This is a genomic window from Oscillibacter sp. PEA192, assembly GCF_003574015.1.
Lineage (GTDB): Bacteria > Bacillota > Clostridia > Oscillospirales > Oscillospiraceae > Oscillibacter > Oscillibacter welbionis.
In genome coordinates, this window is the sequence record NZ_AP018532.1 from 3,073,065 (window position 1) to 3,088,083 (window position 15,019).

The following is a 15,019-nucleotide window of genomic DNA, read 5'->3' on the forward strand; positions in this document are numbered from 1 at the left end:
ATTTACACAAAGGAGGAATTCCCTTGTCTCACCAGACTGTCATCGTGCTGGACTTCGGCGGACAGTACAATCAGCTCATCGCCCGCCGGGTCCGGGAGTGCGGCGTCTACTGCGAGGTAAAGCCCTACACCACCCCGCTGGCGGACATCCGCGCCATGAATCCCATCGGCATCATCTTCACCGGCGGCCCCAACAGCGTGTATGATCCCAAGTCCCCCCAGGTGGACCCGGCCATCTTCACCTGGGGCGTGCCCATCCTGGGCATCTGCTACGGCTGCCAGCTGATGGCCCATAACCTGGGCGGCCGGGTTACCGAGGCCCAGGACGACTCCGCCCGGGAGTACGGCAAGACCGAGACGTATTTCGATTCGGCCTGCAAGCTCTTCAAGGGCCTTCCCGCCCAGGGCATCACCTGGATGAGTCACGGGGACTACATGGAGAAGGTGCCGGAGGGCTTCGCTCTGGTGGCCCACTCCGACGCCTGCCCCAATGTGGCCATCTGCGATGAGAGCCGCGGCTTCTACGGCGTCCAGTACCACCCGGAGGTCAATCATACGGAGCATGGCACCGACATGATCCGCAACTTCCTGTATGAGGTCTGCGGCGCAGCGGGCGACTGGACCATGGGCGACTACAAGGAGACTGCCATCCGCCAGATCCGGGAGAAGGTGGGGGACGGCAAGGTGCTGCTGGCCCTGTCCGGCGGCGTGGACTCCTCCGTGGCGGCAGCCCTGGTAGCCGAGGCCGTAGGCAGCCAGCTGACCTGCGTGTTTGTGGACCACGGCCTCATGCGCCTGAACGAGGGCGACGAGGTGGAGGAGGCCTTCAAAAAGTGGGATATCAACTTCGTCCGGGCCAACGCGGAGGAGCTGTTCCTCTCCAAACTCTCCGGCGTCAGCGAGCCGGAGCGCAAGCGGAAGATCATCGGGGAGGAGTTCATCCGGGTCTTTGAGGCGGAGGCCAAAAAGATCGGCCAGGTGGATTACCTGGTCCAGGGCACCATCTATCCCGATGTGATCGAGTCCGGCACCGGCGACGCCGCCGTCATCAAGAGCCACCACAACGTGGGCGGCCTGCCGGACTATGTGGACTTCAAGGAGATCATCGAACCCCTGCGGATGCTCTTCAAGGACGAGGTCCGTCAGCTTGGTCGGGAGCTGGGCCTGCCGGAGTATCTGGTCATGCGCCAGCCTTTCCCGGGCCCGGGCCTTGCCATCCGGGTCATCGGCGAGGTGACGAAGGACAAACTGGACACTCTGCGCCTGGCAGACTTCATTTTCCGGGACGAGATCGCTAAGGCCCATCTGGAGGGCACCATGAACCAGTATTTCGCGGTGCTCACCAACATGCGTTCCGTGGGCGTTATGGGTGACGGCCGGACCTATGACTACACTCTGGCTCTCCGCTCTGTCACCACCACAGACTTCATGACCGCCGACTGGACCCGTATTCCCTACGAGGTGCTGGACCGGATCAGCGTGCGGATTGTCAACGAAGTGCCCCATATCAACCGGATTGTGTACGATATCACGTCCAAGCCGCCCGCTACGATCGAGTGGGAATGACGGTCACAAGCTCCAGGGCCTGCGCTTGGGCCCTGGAGCTTGTGATTCTTAAAATCGGAACAGGAGGGATCACATGGATCAGGCAGGCGTCGCGCTATACCACCGTGTTATGCGGTGGGAAAATTTTGAGAAGGCGGCAAAGGATCTTGTGTCCTTGGTATACGCCGCGGAAAAGAAGGAGCCGGGAAAGCCGAGAACCCTGTACCTTGACATTGACGGACACCGCAATGCGCAGGGCAGGTTTGACGCGGATATGCGGAGCTCCAAAAGGGATTCGGATTGAGATTTCTGCTTCCGTTTCTTACGGAAGTTCATTTCCCACTGATTTCTGACAGGAACAAGAACCCACAGCGGAATGATGTGCCCGAACGGCTGGAAATTTCCCACGCCAGAAATGAGAAGGACCACAGCCTAGACGCCCCGTATGTGGAGAATTTCAGCCACACCGAATATCAGTCCGAGGCGACTGTATACGCCTATCTCAAACAGGTCTCGGATTTTTTGAAGCGCTACCAAGAGCTGGACGCAGAGTATGCGCTGCTGCCCCCAGAGCCCTATGACCCGCAAAACTATCTGCTCCAGTGGCGTCTTCACATGCGCGAGCTGATCAACGAGCTCTTCAACATGTTTGTGGGCGGGAATCTGTTTTCCACAGCGGCGATGACGCGGACTCTGATGGAGTGCTGTGTCTACGGGAAGGTGCTGAAGCAGGAAAAGAGCGCCCGCCTTTTGGAAGACTGGTTTCTCTGCGGGATGATCCGCAGCCTCCCCGGCCAGGATGGGGCGCTGCGGCAGGCAAAACTCAAAACTGTGTATGCACTTTGCAGCGCATGGAACCGAGAGCCGGAGGAAACAATCCGGCGGTTCAAAAAGGGCAACGAAAACGAGTGGCTGGTTTCCGTGATCCCGGGCAAAGGCCGGATCTACTTCTCCCATGTTTGTGAATACCTGCAGGAAACGGAGCTCTATCAGACGTATCAATGGGCCTGCGCGTTTGTCCACGGGCAGGATATCCGCTCCAAAATGCATCCCTTCACATTTTACGACTCCACCTATCATCTGCTCACTGTGATGATGTCTTATATCTTCAGGGCGATCCGCCTGTACCCTGTCTCTGAGGAGCTGGAGGCGGAGATGCAGAAGCTCGAACGGGACCTGGCTGCTCTTTGGGGAACCACCAGCTGGGACAAAAACGCATGACGGGCTTACGAGGCGGCTGTACAGGTTGCCGCGGCGCTGATGGTGCCCTGCCAAAAGCATCCAAAATTCAAAAAGAGAGACATCTACTTTCCGCAGATGTCTCTCTTTCGAGAAGGGACGGTCAAAATCGATATTTTAAAATCTCGAAAAGGTATAGGAGACCCACCCCACCGGCCTTCTGGCCGGCGGCGCATTTGCGCCGCACGGGCGCTTTGCCGTAGATAAAACCTCGGCGCAGGCGGAATTCACTTCCGCCGAGCATTTGAATCACCGAAGGGCGGGGGCCGCCTTCGGCTGCCGGAGCCCAAAGAGAAAGGACTTCCGGATAGGAAGCCCTTTCTCTTTGGTGCGCGAGGCGGGACTTGAACCCGCACGTCCGTAATGGACACTAGAACCTGAATCTAGCGAGTCTGCCAATTCCACCACTCGCGCGTCGATATGAACTTTGCTCCCTGTATCTCCCCGTTGGGGTGTTCCACCGGAAGGGAGCCCTCCGGTGGAACGTGGTGCGCGAGGCGGGACTTGAACCCGCACGTCCGTAATGGACACTAGAACCTGAATCTAGCGAGTCTGCCAATTCCACCACTCGCGCATAGAGCGGTTATCTTTTCAGAGACACCGTATGGTGCGGCTGACGGGATTTGAACCCACACGTCGATTCGGACACCAGCACCTCAAGCTGGCCTGTCTACCAGTTCCAGCACAGCCGCAAATGTTCGTCCCCTAAAAAAGACTGCTTGATTATTATAGCCAGTCGAGATCCAAATGTCAACTGTTTTTCCCCGATCAGTCGAAAAAATTTCCATGGACCAGGAATTCGGCCGGGACCGCCGAAGACGGTCCCGGCCGCCTGACCTGTTCAGCGCCGGTCCATGGACGTATAGGGACGGTGCTCCTCCACACACTCATACCGGGGGCGGATCAGCTTGCCTCCCACGGAGAGCTCCTCCATCCGGTGGGCACTCCAGCCGGCGATACGGGCCACGGCGAACAGGGGCGTATACAGCTCCTTGGGCAGGCCCAGCATCTCATAGACAAATCCGCTGTAAAAGTCGATGTTGGTGGAGAGCACAGACTTGTGCTGCCGCTCCATCAGCAGCTGCTTGCCGATCTTCTCCACATTGGCGTACAGGGCCAGCTCGTCCTCCCGGCCCTTTTCCGCCGCCAGGTGATTCACGTAGGCCCGGAACACCTCGCACCGGGGGTCGGTCTTGGTATAGACCGCGTGGCCCAGGCCGTAGATCAGGCCGCTGCGGTCGAAGGCATCCTTGTTCAGGATCCTGGTGAGATAGTCCGCCACGCAGCCCTCGTCATTCCAGTCCCGCACGTGCTCCTTCACGTCGTCCATCATGGCCATCACCTTGCTGTTGGCGCCGCCGTGGCGGGGACCCTTCAACGAGGCCATGGACGCGGCGATGGCAGAATAGGTATCTGTTCCGGAGGAGGTGACCACATGGTTGGTGAAGGTGGAGTTGTTGCCGCCGCCGTTGTCCGCGTGGAGGATCAGGGCCACGTCCAGGGTCCGGGCCTCCAGATCGGTGTAGCTGCAGTCCTCCCGCAGCATCCGCAGGAAGTTCTCCGCGGTGGACAGCTCCGGCTTGGGCACGTGGATAAACAGGCTCTCCCCCTGACTGAACCGCCAGGCCTGATAGGCGTAGATGGCCAGCACGGGCATATTGCTCATCAGCTGCAGGCACTGGCGCAGCACATTCTCCAGCCCGATGTCGTTGGGCTTGTCATCATAGCAGAACAGCGTCAGGATGCCCCGCTGCATGGTGTTCATCAGATCCCGGGGCGGCGCCTTCATAATCACGTCCCGGAAGAAATTGGTGGGCAGCGTCCGGTAGGAGGCCAGCTGCTGGCAGAATGCCTCCAGTTGGGCGGCGGTGGGCAGTTCGCCGAAGAGCAGCAGATAGGCCGTCTCTTCAAAGGCGAAGCGGCGCCCCTCGGAGCCCTTCACCAGCTCCCGGCAATCGATGCCCCGGTAGTAAAGCATACCGTCCTGGGGGATGATGTGCTCCCCCTCCGTGACGCTGTAAGACTGGATCTCGCCCACCCGGGTCAGGCCGGTGAGCACGCCGCGGCCGTCCTCGTCCCGCAGGCCGCGCTTGACGTTATACTCCTTATAGAGCTTGGGGTCGATGTAGTTTTTCTTCTCCCACTGCTCCTTCAGCGCGAGAATGGCGGGGGTGATCTCACAATAGGCGTTCTCACGGTTCTCTTTCCAGACCATAGGGGTGCGCGCTCCTTTCGGCGGCATGCAGCCGTTGTACTATTTGCAATAGTATCATTAAAAAATTGCATTTTCAACCGTTTTAAAAAATATTTTTGAAAAAATAAGAAAACTTTTGAATTTTTCTTTTTTCGAACTTGCAAATTCAAAAAGCAACAGGCAGCCCTCGGAGGGCTGCCTGAAGAACTCCGGCGCCGAAGCGCCTCACAGCTGGGCCAGGGTCTCGCCGATGGGGTCAGTAATCACCAGATCCGCGGCCAGATCCCGGGCCACCGGCGACTTGTTGAGGAGCACCAGCCTGTGCCCCTGATAGTATCGAATCAGCCCCGCGGCGGGATAGACGTTCAGGGAGGTGCCGCCGATCATCAGCATATCCGCCTCCGCCAGGGCGCGGACGGCTGCCTCCAGCGTCCCCTGATCCAGCCCCTCCTCATAGAGCACCACATCCGGCTTGATGATGCCGCCGCAGCTGCACCGGGGCACGCCCTCCGTGCGGAGGATATGCTCCAGACCGTAAAATTTCCCGCACCGCTGGCAGTGGTTCCGGTGGACGCTGCCGTGGAGCTCCAGCACGTTCCGGCTGCCGGCGGCCTGGTGGAGCCCGTCGATGTTCTGGGTGATGACGGCTTTCAACCGGCCCTCCGCCTCCCACTCCGCCAGCTTTTTATGGGCGGCGTTGGGCTTGGCGTCCGGGGCCAGCAGCTTGGCCCGGTAGAAGCGGAAAAATTCTTCGGGGTTGCTTTCGTAAAATGTATGGCTTAAAATCACTTCAGGCGGATATTTCCATTCTTGGTGATATAGGCCGCCAGTGCTGCGGAAGTCCGGGATGCCGGACTCTGTGGAAACGCCGGCCCCCCCGAAAAACACGATGTTGTCGGAGCTGCCCACCAGTTCCTTCAGCCGTTTAATACTGTCCGTCATACCGGACCCTCCATTCCAATTTCCAATTTTATTGAGACAGGAGCACAGGCATGAACATTCAGATCTTCGGTTCCTCTAAGTCCTTCGACTCCAAGAAGGCGGAGCGCTGGTTCAAGGAGCGCCGCATTAAGTACCAGTATATCGACCTGCCCTCAAAGGGATTATCCCCCCGGGAGTACCAGTCCGTCAAGCAGAAAGTGGGCTTTGACGCCCTGGTGAACACGAAATGCCGGGCCTATGAGGACCTGTACATGGCCTATATCACCCCGGACGCCCGGGAGGAGAAGCTGCTGGAACACCCGGAGCTGTTCGTGACCCCCATCGTCCGCAATGGAAGGGAGGCCACGGTGGGCTACCATCCGGAAATCTGGCAGACTTGGGAGTGAGTCTCTGCCGCCCGACAGAATTCTGCACCGCTGCGGAACAGATCGGTGGTATTCTGTGCATACTATGGATGCACACGGAGAGGAGGTGGCCTGCGTGCAAAGGCGAGCCTGGATGGAGCTGCCCCAAAACCGCTTTCTGCGGGGCATCTATCTGCTGGTGCAGCGGTATCTGCGCCACAATGTGGGGATGCAGGGAGCGGCTCTGGCGTTTTACCTGCTGTTCATGATCTTTCCCCTGCTGATCTTTGTCAGCTCCCTGCTGGGCCTGCTGCAGCTGGACGTGGATGCCATTCTGGCCGCGGTGCAGGAGTTCCTGCCCCGGGAGATCGTGTCCTTCATCGGGGTGTACCTCACCTATGTGGGCCGGAACCCCAGTGTGAAGCTGCTGCTGTTCGGCCTGTTCTTCTCCCTGTACTTCCCCATGCGGGCCACCAACACGCTGATGCGCTCCGTGCGGATCGCCTATCACCTGGGCCCGCCCCGGGGCGCGCTGCCCCAGCTGGTGAAAACGCTGCTGTACACGGCGGTGCTGATCGCCACCATCGCCCTGACCCTGACGCTGATGTCCGTGGGAGACCGGCTGCTGCTCTACGCCGTGGACAGCTTCGGCCTGCCCCGGTTCTGGGCGGTGCTGTGGGCGAAGCTGCGGTTCCCGGTGGCGGCGGTGGCAGGGTATTTCGCCCTGTTCTTCCTGTACGCACTGTCTCAGGACGGCCGCCAGCCCTGGCGGAACATCTGGCCCGGCACTATGGCGGCCCTGGGGGCCTGGCTGGCGCTGAACTGGCTGTACTCCACATACGTGGAGAACTTTGCCGACTACTCCCTGCTGTACGGCTCCATCGGCACGGCCATCGCCCTTTTGATCTGGCTGTATATGACCGCCGTGACCCTCATCATGGGGGCGGAGCTGAACGCCACGCTGATCTCCCTGCGAAAGGACCGGGCGGGGGAATCGTAAACGATTTTTGAATCCCGGCGGCCCCCGCTTTACTTTACGGGAGAGATGCTCTACAATATTCTCTGGGTGAGGAAACCCTTGGAAAGGATGGAATCAAATGGAATCCATGAAAGAAAAACTGACGGAATACGCCCAGCTGCTGGTGCGGGTGGGCCTGAATATCCAGAGGGGGCAGCCGCTGGTGATCTCCTCGCCTGTGGAGTGCGCCTTTTTCGCCCGTCTCTGTGCGGCGGAGGCCTATCAGGCCGGTTGCCGGGAGGTGGTGATGAACTGGGGCGACGATGAACTGGGCCGGATGAAGTACCTCCATGCGGCTGACGAGGTGTTCGACACCGTGCCCCTGTGGCGGCGGCACTTCTACAACGACTACGCCCTGGAGGGGGCGGCGTACCTGGCCATCTCCGCCAGCGATCCGGAGAACCTCAAGGGCGTGGACCACAGCCGGATCGTCCGGGCCCAGCAGGCCAGCGGGAGGGCCTTGAAGGACTTCGACCGTCTCCAGATGTGCGGCGGCTTCCCCTGGTGCATCGCCTCCATCCCCATCCCCAGCTGGGCGAAGAAGGTGTTCCCGGATCTTGCGGAGAGCGAGGCAATGGACAAACTGTGGGAGGCCATCTTCCAGGCAGTGCGCATTACCGGCGACGGCAGGTGCGTAGACAAGTGGCACCGGCATATCGAGACCCTGGCCCATCGGGTGGAGAAGCTGAACCAGCTGAACTTCAAGTCCCTCCACTACACCAACTCCCTGGGCACGGACCTGACTGTGGAACTGCCGGAGGACCACATCTGGGAGGCGGGTAACGACGTGACTCTGTCTGGCCGCACCTATATCGCCAATATCCCCACGGAGGAGGTCTTCACCTCTCCCCTGAAGACCGGCGTCAACGGCGTGGTCTACTCCGCCCTGCCCCTGTCCCACAACGGCACCATCATTGACAAGTTCCACTTTGTGGTGAAGGACGGGAAGATCGTGGAGGTTCACGCGGAACAGGGGGAGGAGGCCCTCAAGGCCGCCGTCACTGTGGATGAAGGGGCCAGCTACTTCGGCGAGGTGGCCCTGGTGCCCTATGACAGCCCTATCTCCAACCAGAAGATCCTGTTCTACAACACCCTGTTCGACGAGAATGCGGCCTGCCACATCGCCTTCGGCGAGGCCTATCCCTGCCTCAAGGACGGCCAGGCCATGAGCAAGGACGAGCTGAAGGCCCGGGGCCTCAACGACTCCATCACCCACGTGGACTTCATGGTGGGCACGCCGGACCTGAACATCCTGGGTATTACCCACGACGGAAAGGAAATCCCAGTGTTCGTGGACGGCAACTTCGCCCCGGAGATCTGAAATCAGAGAGAAAGAGGAGAGACCATGACATACGAGCTGAGAAAGACTGACGAGAACGTGCTGATTGCGGAGGGCGCCTCCGTCACCGGAGACGTGCGGCTGGCAAAGGGCGTCAGCATCTGGTACGGTGCGGTCCTGCGGGGGGACATGGGCCCCATCACCGTGGGAACGGACACCAATATTCAGGACGAGGCCATCCTCCACGAGGAGACGGTGGTGGGCAGGGGCTGCACCATCGGCCACGGGGCCATCGTCCACGGCTGCACAGTGGGGGACAACACCCTGATCGGCATGGGGGCCATTGTCCTCAACGGCGCGAAGATCGGCAGCGACTGTATCGTGGGTGCCGGGGCCCTGGTCACCGGAAAAATGGACGCCCCGGACGGGTCCATGATCCTGGGCAGCCCCGCCAAGGTGGTGCGGCCCCTGAAGCCGGAGGAGATCGAAGGCAACCGGGCGGCCATGGAGGAGTATCTGGAAGCTGCCGCCCAGTATCGGAAGGAGCAGGAAGCCCGTTGAGACAGGCCCTCCGGGCCGGAAAGAGAGTTTACCGTTCATGGAATGGAACAAACAGAAGATCAAAGGACTTCTGCTGGTGGTCTGCGGCGGTGTGGCGTTTTACTGCGCACTGCAGCGCCTGGATGCAGTCCTGGCGGCGCTGGGCTGGCTGCTTGGGATTTTGGCGCCGTTTCTGCTGGGCGGCGCCCTGGCCTTTATCCTGAATGTGCCCATGCGGGCCATCGAGCGGCACCTGTTCCCCAGAAACCGGAAGGGCGCAAAGCTCCGCCGCCCCCTGGCCCTGGTGCTGACCCTGGTCGCGGTGATCGGTGTGCTGGCCCTGGCTGGCCTGGTGATCGGCCCGGGCATCGCAGATGCAGTCATGTCCATCATTCGGGAGATTCCTGCCGCCTTCCAGCGACTGGAGCACCAGCTCACCGCCCTGGCGGAGAACCTGCAGGACCTGTGGCCTCTACTGGAGGAGCAGCTGATGAAGCTGCAGGAGGAGATCCAATGGCAGGAGCTTTCTGCCAAGGCTCTGGAGATCGCCAAGGCAATTGGGGCCGGGATTGTCTCCTCCGGTGGGTTCATCGGCGGTGTGGTCAGCGGTGTCAGCACCTTTGTCATCAGCCTGATCTTCTCCTTCTATGTCCTGCTGCAGAAGGAGAAGCTGGGCCGCCAGGGCCGCCAGGTGATTTACGGCCTGCTGCCCCTGCGGCAGGCCGACCGGACGCTGGACGTCCTGCGGCTGTCCGGGCGGACCTTCTCCAGCTTCCTCTCCGGCCAGTGCCTGGAGGCCTGCATTCTGGGCACGCTGTTCGTCGCGGCCATGACCATCTTCCGGATGCCCTACGCCCTGCTGGTGGGCGTCCTGATCGCCCTGACCGCCCTGATCCCCATTGTGGGGGCTTTTATCGGCTGCGCTGTGGGCGCACTGCTCATCGCCATCGACGATCCCTGGAAGGCGCTGTGGTTCATCGTGCTGTTCCTGGTGCTCCAGCAGATCGAGGGAAACCTGATCTACCCCCATGTGGTGGGTTCCTCCGTGGGGCTGCCCTCCATCTGGGTGCTGGCCGCCGTCACTCTGGGCGGCAAGCTCATGGGGATCACAGGGATGCTGTTCTTCATCCCGCTGTGCTCCGTGATCTACGCCCTGTTCCGCAGCTATGTGAAAAACCGGCTGGTGAGCAAGGCAGTCCCACCGGAAAAATGGCGGGACCCGCCTCCCCCACCCTCCCGGCAGTGAGCGTTCTTTCCGCCGCCCTACATCTGTTCAAAAACCGGCCGTCCAAATTGGGCGGCCGGTTTTTGTGCGCAGATTCAATTTTTTATTGACAAGAATCCTTGTCAGTGCTATGCTATATTTGACAAGAATAATTGTCATTTTGACTTGGATCATTGTCAGGAAAGGGGATGAGCGGATGCCGCTGTACAACCGGCTGAAGGAGCACCGGGCCCGGCTGGGGGTCAACCAGCAGGAGATGGGCGCCCTGGCGGGTGTTTCCCGCCAGACCATCAGCCAGATCGAACGGGGGGACTACTCCCCCTCGGTGACGCTGGCGCTGAAGCTTGCCAGGATCTGCGGTGTGACCGTGGAGGACATTTTTACCTATCAGGAGGATGAATGCCATGAGCGATAACGTGAGGCGGGACAACCGCAGGGCGCTGCCCAAATACCTGCTGACAATTCTGCTGTTCGGGCTGCTGGGCGGCGTGCTGGGCTTTTTCACCGGTGTGGCTGGGGCCGCTGGCGTGGCGGAGACGGTGCGGCAGGCCCTGGACCGGGTGCTGGCGGTGTGTGCGCCCTGGGGCATCGTCGGCAGCGCCGTGGTGCTGCTGGGGGCGGGCTGGTACCTCTATGCCGCCGCCAAACGGCGCTTTGCCGCCTGGGATGGGGAGGACGAGGACGCCATGGACGCGGCGGAGCAGCAGCTGAGCTGGGCTCTGCTGCTGACGGGGCTGGTGATAATCCTGGACTTTTTCTTCTTCGCCGCCTCCATCATCTACGACCGCTTTCTGCCGGACCTGATCCTCTTTCTGGCGTCTGTGGCGGTGCTGGTGGTGCTCCAGCAGAAGATCGTGGACCTGGAGCGCCGGATCAATCCGGAGAAGCGGGGCAGCGTTTACGACATGAAATTCCAGAAGACCTGGATGGACAGCTGCGACGAGGCGGAGCGGGCCCAGATCGGCCAGGCCTGCTACCGGGCCTATATGGTGGGGACCAAGGTCTGCATCTTCCTGTGGGTGGCCCTGCTGATCCTGAACTTTGTGTTTGACTTCGGTCTGCTGCCCATCGCGGCGGTGCTGGCGGTGTGGGGCGCGATGCAAACCGTCTATGCCCTTGAGTGCATCCGACTCAGCAAGAGAACGGGGGACGCGTAATGGACATCGCGCTGCTGGGCGCCGTTTTGGCAGCCTGCGTGCTCTGCCTGTTGGAGAAAAAGAAGGCGCAAATCTGATGCCGCCGGGCATTTCACAAAGCCGGCCCGCTTGTCAGCGGGCCGGCTTTGTGGTATTCTTTATTTTGTTTGAAGGAATCTGCGGTCCATCCCGGGGCGGTCCGCTCCCCGATGCCCGGATTTGGCGGAGGTGTTTATGGTCGAATTGCTGCTGATTTTAGCGGCAGCCGCTGCTGCGGCAGCTGCCCTGGCCGGGCTTGGATACCTGCTGGTCTGGTTCCTGCTCCACGGCCGGCGGGATGGTCCTGGCTGGGAAAAGCTGGAGGGCTTTCGGTACGCCCACCGGGGCCTCCACGGCCCCGGCGTGCCGGAGAACTCCCTGGCGGCCTTCCGCCGGGCGGCGGAGGCCGGATACGGCGCCGAACTGGATGTCCATCTGACCCGGGATGGCCGCCTGGTGGTGATCCACGACGGGGATTTGGAGCGGATGTGCGGCGTTCCCGGCCGGGTGGCGGAAAAAACCGCGGAGGAGCTTGCCGCTCTCCGGCTGGCAGGCTCAGAGGAACACATCCCTCTTCTGGAGGAGGTGCTCCCCCTGTTTGCCGGACGGGCGCCGCTGGTGGTGGAGCTGAAGACCGACCGGCACGGCGCCGCGGCGCTGGCCCGGGATACGGTGGATTGCCTGGACCGCTTCTCCATAGACTACTGTGTGGAGAGCTTTGACCCCCGGCCGCTGCGGTGGCTGCGCCGCCACCGGCCGTCGGTGCTGCGGGGCCAGCTGTCCCAGGATTTCCACCGCCATCCATCCGGCCAGGGTCCCTGGAACCGCTTGGCGCTGACGAATCTCTTCTACAATGCATTCACCCGGCCGGATTTTGTGGCCTACCGGTTCGGAGACCGGGAAAAGCCGGCAGTGCGGCTGTGCCGCAAATTTGGGATGCGGATGGCCTACTGGACCCTCCGCTCCCGGGCCGATGTGGCCCTTGCCGAGCAAGAGGGCGCCCTGCCGATTTTTGAAGAACCGGACCGACCGAAGGAGGTAACCCATTGAAGTCGACAAAGAAAGAAAAGAAGCAGTATAAAAAGGCATTTCAGGAGGCCATGGCGCGGGAGCTGCGGGAACACAAAAGCTCCTTCATCGTCTTTTCCATCCTGCGAATTCTGGTGCTGGTGGTGCTGGTGCGGCAGATTATGCTGGCCAACTACGAGGGCGCCTTCTTCTGCATTCTCACGCTTCTGCTGCTCTACGTGCCCAGCTGGATCCAGGTGAAGCTGCGGATCGAGCTGCCGCCGCCCCTGGAGATCACCATTTTCTGCTTCATCTTTGCGGCAGAAATTCTGGGTGAGGTCAACGCCTTTTATGTCGTGATCCCCGGATGGGACACCATGCTCCACACCATCAACGGCTTCCTGGCCGCGGCGGTAGGCTTCTCCATGGTGATGCTGCTGAACGACGATGACCGGATCACCTTCCATCTGTCCCCGGCGTTCCTGGCCCTGGTGGCCTTCTGCTTCTCCATGACTATCGGGGTCCTGTGGGAGTTCTTTGAATTCGGCATGGACTTCTTCCTGGGCACGGACATGCAGAAGGACACGGTCATCCACGCCATCCACTCCGTCTCCCTGGATCCCACGCTCTCCAACAAGGTGGTGACGATTCCGGATATCCAGGACGTGGTCATCAACGGAGAGAGCCTGGGACTGGGCGGCTACCTGGATATTGGCATCATCGACACCATGAAGGACCTATTTGTGAATTTCATCGGTGCCGTTGTGTTCTCCCTCTCCGGCTTCTTCTTCGCCCGCAGCAAGGGCCGCCGGAAGAGCGCCGCCCAGGGCTTTGTCCCCAGCAAAAAGACCGCGGAGCAGGACTATCTCCAGCAGGCGCTGGAAGAGGCGGATCAAAAGGACGCGGACGCCCCCACTCCGGATGGCCCCCCGGCGCCGGGAGAACCGGAGGGTGCCTGAGCGCCCCACACAGACAGAAAACCACCGGCTTCGGCCGGTGGTTTTTCGCAGCAGCGGCCGGCATCTGCCGGCCGCTGCTTTTTGATGTGACAGGGTTCAGTCGTCCAGCTCCTGCTCTGCCTTGACAATTGCGCCGGAGGAGGCGTCGATCTCATAGCTGTACTCCGTCCGGCCCACATGGAACTCCACCTCATACAAGGTCCGGCCGTCATCCCGGTCCAACTCCACCTGGATGCGGGAGGCGTCGCTCTCACTGACGCCGGCGTGGGTCAAGGCAGCGGATTTTGCAGCCGCCTCGCCAATGTGGGGGCCGGAGCTGCCGGATGCTGGGACACTGTGGCTCTCCCGCTCGCTTTTCAGCACGGCGCCGGTATAGAGGTCGATCTCATACTGATACTCCGTGGTGCCCGCCAGGAACTCCACCTCATAGCACTCCGCCCAACCGTCGTCGTGCTCCACCCAGCAGCGGAGATAGATGGTGTCCGCTTCGCTGACGCCTGCGTGGGTCAGGGCGGCGGCAGTGGCGGCCGCCTCGCCGATGTAGGAGCCGGAGCTGCCGGTTGTTCCGCCGGAGATGCCGCCCTCCCGGGAGAAATTCACCACCTCACCGGTGCGGGCGTTGATGTCGTAATCATACTCTGTGCCGCCGGCATAGAACTCCACCTCGTAGACCATCAGGCCGTCCTCGCTGTCGAACTCGATCTCCAGCTGGGCCACGCTGCTCTCGGCGATGCCCGCATGAGCCAGGGCGGCATTTTTGGCCTCCTCTGCCGTGATATAGGCCTTTGTGCTGGCGGTGCCCGTCTGGGTGACGGCCTGGGTGGTCAGATGCCGGGACTCGGCGATCAAGGCGATCTCATTCACCGACAGGGGTGCCAGGGACGCAAAGGTCAGTGTGCTGTCCTGAGCGATCACCTCCTGGATCAGGGATGCCTTGCCTACGGAGATGCCGTACTGCTGGGCCAGAGCATTCAGATCCGCGCTCTCCGTCACTGTCTGGCTGAGGACAGCCCCCTCCAGGGAACCGCCCTGGAAGACGCTGTTGATGGTATCCGTCAGGTGCTGCTGGAGCTGGGCGGATTTTGCGGCGTCCTGGTTCTCCACGGACACCAGGATGGCGTTCTGGATATCGCTGAGATAACCGTTTTGGAGCATGGAGCCGATGAGGGCGTTCACTGCCACGTCCAGGTCCGTGCCGGTCAGATCCATGTCGCCCAGGATAACCTCTGCGTCCTGGTTGAAGGGGGTGACGGAGAGGACCCGCTCCTTGGAGCTGACGGTCATGGAGAGGCTGGGGTTCACATCCAGCATCACCACGGAGTCCACGGCGTTGGCTCCCCGCCAGCTGCTGATGCCGAAAGCACCACAGCACATGACCACCAGGGCGGCAGCCACTGCCAGGGGCGCCCAGCGGCGCTTCTTTTTCGGAGCCTCAAAAGGGAGGACAGTTCCCGCTTGCGGGCCGCAGGCGGCCAGGATGCGGTCCAGCGGATCAGGAGCGGCGTGCTCCACGGCGGTCCGCAGGCGCTGTTCCAGTTCACGTTCGTCCAAG

15 protein-coding genes and 3 tRNA genes are annotated in these 15,019 nt (G+C 61.2%); 12 read left to right on the forward strand and 6 right to left on the reverse strand.

Annotation, left to right across the window (positions count from 1 at the left end):
• Positions 1-23: 23 nt before the first annotated feature.
• From guaA to DN611_RS15245, 3 genes are all read left to right on the forward strand, one after another.
• Positions 24-1,565, forward strand: a complete 1,542-nt coding sequence (gene guaA, locus DN611_RS15235; protein ID WP_119311770.1) for a glutamine-hydrolyzing GMP synthase — start codon at positions 24-26, stop codon at positions 1,563-1,565.
• A gap of 73 nt (positions 1,566-1,638) precedes the next feature.
• Complete coding sequence (locus DN611_RS15240; RefSeq protein WP_119311771.1) at positions 1,639-1,848, forward strand: hypothetical protein; 210 nt, start codon at positions 1,639-1,641, stop codon at positions 1,846-1,848.
• Positions 1,849-1,925: 77 nt separating this feature from the next.
• Positions 1,926-2,765, forward strand: a complete 840-nt coding sequence (locus DN611_RS15245; protein ID WP_136891252.1) for a DUF5677 domain-containing protein — start codon at positions 1,926-1,928, stop codon at positions 2,763-2,765.
• Positions 2,766-3,109: 344 nt separating this feature from the next.
• Here DN611_RS15245 and DN611_RS15250 read toward each other — a convergent pair.
• From DN611_RS15250 to DN611_RS15270, 5 genes are all read right to left on the reverse strand, one after another.
• Positions 3,110-3,197 (reverse strand) — tRNA-Leu (locus tag DN611_RS15250).
• 72 nt (positions 3,198-3,269) lie between these two features.
• Positions 3,270-3,357 (reverse strand) — tRNA-Leu (locus tag DN611_RS15255).
• Positions 3,358-3,388: 31 nt separating this feature from the next.
• A tRNA-Leu gene (locus DN611_RS15260) sits at positions 3,389-3,475 on the reverse strand.
• Positions 3,476-3,624: 149 nt separating this feature from the next.
• Positions 3,625-4,998, reverse strand: coding sequence for a citrate/2-methylcitrate synthase (locus tag DN611_RS15265; RefSeq protein WP_119311773.1), 1,374 nt, complete (start codon positions 4,996-4,998; stop codon positions 3,625-3,627).
• 204 nt (positions 4,999-5,202) lie between these two features.
• Positions 5,203-5,919, reverse strand: a complete 717-nt coding sequence (locus DN611_RS15270) for an NAD-dependent protein deacylase (RefSeq protein WP_119311774.1) — start codon at positions 5,917-5,919, stop codon at positions 5,203-5,205.
• 50 nt (positions 5,920-5,969) lie between these two features.
• Between DN611_RS15270 and DN611_RS15275 the strand changes: the two genes are divergently transcribed.
• The 9 genes from DN611_RS15275 (at position 5,970) to DN611_RS15315 (ending at position 13,467) form a co-directional block, all read left to right on the forward strand.
• Complete coding sequence (locus tag DN611_RS15275) at positions 5,970-6,305, forward strand: arsenate reductase family protein (protein WP_021750551.1); 336 nt, start codon at positions 5,970-5,972, stop codon at positions 6,303-6,305.
• 94 nt (positions 6,306-6,399) lie between these two features.
• Positions 6,400-7,263, forward strand: a complete 864-nt coding sequence (locus DN611_RS15280) for a YihY/virulence factor BrkB family protein (RefSeq protein WP_249390880.1) — start codon at positions 6,400-6,402, stop codon at positions 7,261-7,263.
• Between the two features lie 106 nt (positions 7,264-7,369).
• Positions 7,370-8,602, forward strand: coding sequence for an aminopeptidase (locus DN611_RS15285; RefSeq protein WP_119311956.1), 1,233 nt, complete (start codon positions 7,370-7,372; stop codon positions 8,600-8,602).
• Positions 8,603-8,626: 24 nt separating this feature from the next.
• Positions 8,627-9,121 (forward strand): gamma carbonic anhydrase family protein, encoded by a 495-nt coding sequence (locus DN611_RS15290; RefSeq protein ID WP_119311775.1) that lies wholly within the window; start codon positions 8,627-8,629, stop codon positions 9,119-9,121.
• 37 nt (positions 9,122-9,158) lie between these two features.
• Complete coding sequence (locus DN611_RS15295; RefSeq protein WP_021750555.1) at positions 9,159-10,346, forward strand: AI-2E family transporter; 1,188 nt, start codon at positions 9,159-9,161, stop codon at positions 10,344-10,346.
• Positions 10,347-10,521: 175 nt separating this feature from the next.
• Positions 10,522-10,740: a helix-turn-helix transcriptional regulator gene (locus DN611_RS15300; RefSeq protein WP_025544718.1), complete on the forward strand. Its 219-nt coding sequence runs from the start codon at positions 10,522-10,524 to the stop codon at positions 10,738-10,740.
• Positions 10,730-11,482 carry a DUF3169 family protein gene (locus DN611_RS15305; protein ID WP_021750557.1) on the forward strand — a complete coding sequence of 251 codons (753 nt, stop codon included), beginning with the start codon at positions 10,730-10,732 and terminating at the stop codon, positions 11,480-11,482. Before DN611_RS15300 ends, DN611_RS15305 begins: the two co-directional genes overlap by 11 nt.
• Positions 11,483-11,695: 213 nt before the next feature.
• Positions 11,696-12,550 carry a glycerophosphodiester phosphodiesterase family protein gene (locus DN611_RS15310; RefSeq protein ID WP_021752041.1) on the forward strand — a complete coding sequence of 285 codons (855 nt, stop codon included), beginning with the start codon at positions 11,696-11,698 and terminating at the stop codon, positions 12,548-12,550.
• Complete coding sequence (locus tag DN611_RS15315) at positions 12,547-13,467, forward strand: hypothetical protein (protein WP_021750559.1); 921 nt, start codon at positions 12,547-12,549, stop codon at positions 13,465-13,467. Before DN611_RS15310 ends, DN611_RS15315 begins: the two co-directional genes overlap by 4 nt.
• A gap of 96 nt (positions 13,468-13,563) precedes the next feature.
• On the opposite strand, the gene DN611_RS15320 is transcribed toward DN611_RS15315, so the two are convergent.
• Positions 13,564-15,018, reverse strand: a complete 1,455-nt coding sequence (locus DN611_RS15320) for a PepSY domain-containing protein (RefSeq protein WP_302201789.1) — start codon at positions 15,016-15,018, stop codon at positions 13,564-13,566.
• Position 15,019 lies beyond the last annotated feature (1 nt).

Excerpts from the sequence above, each read along its gene's own strand:
- DN611_RS15295 (WP_021750555.1), top strand. The coding sequence starts at position 9,159 with ATGGAATGGAACAAACAGAAGATCAAAGGACTTCTGCTGGTGGTCTGC.
- DN611_RS15290 (WP_119311775.1), top strand. The coding sequence starts at position 8,627 with ATGACATACGAGCTGAGAAAGACTGACGAGAACGTGCTGATTGCGGAG.
- DN611_RS15275 (WP_021750551.1), top strand. The coding sequence starts at position 5,970 with ATGAACATTCAGATCTTCGGTTCCTCTAAGTCCTTCGACTCCAAGAAG.
- DN611_RS15265 (WP_119311773.1), bottom strand. The coding sequence starts at position 4,998 with ATGGTCTGGAAAGAGAACCGTGAGAACGCCTATTGTGAGATCACCCCC.
- DN611_RS15310 (WP_021752041.1), top strand. The coding sequence starts at position 11,696 with ATGGTCGAATTGCTGCTGATTTTAGCGGCAGCCGCTGCTGCGGCAGCT.
- DN611_RS15285 (WP_119311956.1), top strand. The coding sequence starts at position 7,370 with ATGAAAGAAAAACTGACGGAATACGCCCAGCTGCTGGTGCGGGTGGGC.
- DN611_RS15240 (WP_119311771.1), top strand. The coding sequence starts at position 1,639 with ATGGATCAGGCAGGCGTCGCGCTATACCACCGTGTTATGCGGTGGGAA.
- DN611_RS15305 (WP_021750557.1), top strand. The coding sequence starts at position 10,730 with ATGAGCGATAACGTGAGGCGGGACAACCGCAGGGCGCTGCCCAAATAC.
- DN611_RS15270 (WP_119311774.1), bottom strand. The coding sequence starts at position 5,919 with ATGACGGACAGTATTAAACGGCTGAAGGAACTGGTGGGCAGCTCCGAC.
- DN611_RS15300 (WP_025544718.1), top strand. The coding sequence starts at position 10,522 with ATGCCGCTGTACAACCGGCTGAAGGAGCACCGGGCCCGGCTGGGGGTC.